We start from the raw sequence: 1,999 nt of genomic DNA, 5'->3' as shown, positions 1-1,999 counted from the left end.
CGTGCCTGGCGGTATTGGGGCAACTGCGCTGGAAGCCGGACCTGGTCATCCTGGTGGTGCCCACCTTGTTCTGCGCGCCCCAGGCGTTGCTGTTGGCCAGGCTGTGTGGCGCCAAGTCGGTGCTGCAGGTCCAGGATGACTACGGCTATGGGTATGGCGGCTACAATCGCTACGGCAACGGCATGTACAACTCGGCGCCGATCGTGCGCACCTATGAAGTTCAGGTCGTCGTCGTGCGGGTCAATCTGTTCGATGCGCGCAGCGGTCAGCCGGTGTGGAGTGCCAGCGCCGAAACCGGCAGCCAGGGCAGCCTCAGTGAGCGGGCGGATGCGTTGCGCCAGGCGGTGCAAAAGGCAATGACGGCGTATCCTCCCAGTTAACAGCTATTCTCATTTAATGCCCGGATCGCTCGTTGGAGAACCACCATGTTTCGACGTATCGCAACGCTCGCTTTTGTCGCTCTGTTGGGCGGTTGCCAGACCAGCCAGGTCAACCACGACTTCGATGCCGGCCGAGACTTCGGCGCCTACCGCAGCTGGGCCTGGAAAGACCCGGCTGTGCAATACCGTCCTGATGATCCGCGGATCAAGAGCGACCTCACCGAACAACGTATCCGCCAGGCTGTCGGCGAACAGCTCGACCAACGTGGCCTGCGCCCCGCAGCGGCGGGCACCAAGGCGGACCTGACTGCGCAGGCCTACCTGATCGTCGAAGACCGTCAGCAACAAGTCAGCACCAACTACGGCGGCGCCTGGGGCGGGCCGTGGAACGGTTACTGGGGCGCGCCGATGTACAACGAAACGCGCAACATCAGCTACAAGGTGGCGACCATCCAGATCGACCTGCTCGACGGCAAGGACGGCAAACTCGTCTGGCGCGGTAGCGACGAGCAGATCATGGCCAACTCGCCCGAGCCGCAGGATCGCAGCAACGCCATCCGCAAGACGGTCAGCCGAATCCTTTCCAGTTACCCGCCGCACTGAAAATCACGTTGCCCCGAGCGAGACGACCGGCCGGTTTCAGCCAATCGGCCGCCATCTTCCAACCATGTGCTCAATATCCCCCGAGCCTTTTAACCACAACTCGCCACTGGAACCGGCGCCGCTGGCGTGCAGGGCGACCTCGCTGGGCAGGCGTACCGGTTTCTTGAACTCGACCTCTATGTCGATATTCGCCGCGGGCAGGTGCTCACCGAGGGCGGCGAGGGTTCGTGCCTTGTTCCATAGACCGTGGGCGATGGCTTGGGGGAAACCGAATAATTTGGCGGTCAGGGCGCTTAAATGGATCGGGTTGTAATCGCCGGACACCCAGGCGTAGCGCCGGCCGATATCGGCGGGGGCTTTCCAGTGGGTCAATTCGCTGACCTGGGTGGGCGTGGGCAAGGCGTCGTCCGCCGCCGCGCCGTCGAGCTTCACGCCACGACAGAGCATGCGGCTCTGCGCTTCCCACAGGAGTCCGAGGGCATCTTCGACGGTGGTCACCACCTCAAACGTCGCGCCCTTGGCGTGGGGCTGGAGGTTTTCTGCGTGTAGGGCGATGGTCAGGTCACTCACCGCACCCAAGGGCCGGTGAACACGGATGCGGTTGCTTAGGTGGACCAGCCCCAACAGCGGGAACGGAAACGATGGGGCCGTCAGCAGTTGCAACTGCAGGCCGAATGCCAGGATGTGTGGATAAGTTACCGGCAGCATCGGGCTGTCGGCAAAGCCGCACACCTTGCGATACGCCGCCACATGCTGTGGGTTGACGCTCACGCGGCAGCGAAACCCCTGCTCGGGCAAGTGGCTGCCGGTGATCTTGCGCTTGAGCACCGCGTGCCAGTACAACGGCGCAAGCATTGGCGGGCTGTCCAGAGTTTTCCATTGCATGCTTACGGCCAGCACACCGGGACACCGGTGCGGATACCTTTGCCGGCCTTGAAGACGGCTGCCTTGTTCGGCCAGATCAGCGGCTGCTCGCCTGCGCGTTGGTAACTGAAGATGTGCGCGCCCTGTTGGGC

The 1,999-nt window shown here is 63.2% G+C and carries 3 protein-coding genes and 1 pseudogene; 2 read left to right on the top strand and 2 right to left on the bottom strand.

Going from position 1 to position 1,999, the window contains the following annotated elements:
• Together L9Z73_RS29860 and L9Z73_RS29855 are read left to right on the top strand one after the other, a co-directional pair.
• A partial coding sequence (locus tag L9Z73_RS29860; protein ID WP_247408522.1) for a DUF4136 domain-containing protein occupies window positions 1–380 on the top strand: 380 nt, incomplete at its 5' end.
• A 45-nt stretch (window positions 381–425) separates the two neighbouring features.
• On the top strand, window positions 426–983 hold the full coding sequence (locus L9Z73_RS29855; protein WP_247408520.1) for a DUF4136 domain-containing protein: 558 nt from the start codon (window positions 426–428) through the stop codon (window positions 981–983).
• Window positions 984–1,019: 36 nt separating this feature from the next.
• On the opposite strand, the gene L9Z73_RS29850 is transcribed toward L9Z73_RS29855, so the two are convergent.
• Together L9Z73_RS29850 and L9Z73_RS29845 are read right to left on the bottom strand one after the other, a co-directional pair.
• Window positions 1,020–1,868 carry a MaoC family dehydratase gene (locus tag L9Z73_RS29850; protein WP_247408518.1) on the bottom strand — a complete coding sequence of 283 codons (849 nt, stop codon included), beginning with the start codon at window positions 1,866–1,868 and terminating at the stop codon, window positions 1,020–1,022.
• Window positions 1,869–1,873: 5 nt separating this feature from the next.
• Window positions 1,874–1,999 (bottom strand): annotated as a pseudogene (locus tag L9Z73_RS29845) (D-hexose-6-phosphate mutarotase); the annotation flags it as partial.

Source organism: Pseudomonas emilianonis (genome assembly GCF_023072625.1).
GTDB classification, from domain to species: domain Bacteria; phylum Pseudomonadota; class Gammaproteobacteria; order Pseudomonadales; family Pseudomonadaceae; genus Aquipseudomonas; species Aquipseudomonas paraveronii.
This window is presented reverse-complemented; position numbering and strand designations above follow the sequence as displayed.

Excerpts from the sequence above, each read along its gene's own strand:
- L9Z73_RS29850 (WP_247408518.1), bottom strand. The coding sequence starts at position 1,868 with ATGCAATGGAAAACTCTGGACAGCCCGCCAATGCTTGCGCCGTTGTAC.
- L9Z73_RS29855 (WP_247408520.1), top strand. The coding sequence starts at position 426 with ATGTTTCGACGTATCGCAACGCTCGCTTTTGTCGCTCTGTTGGGCGGT.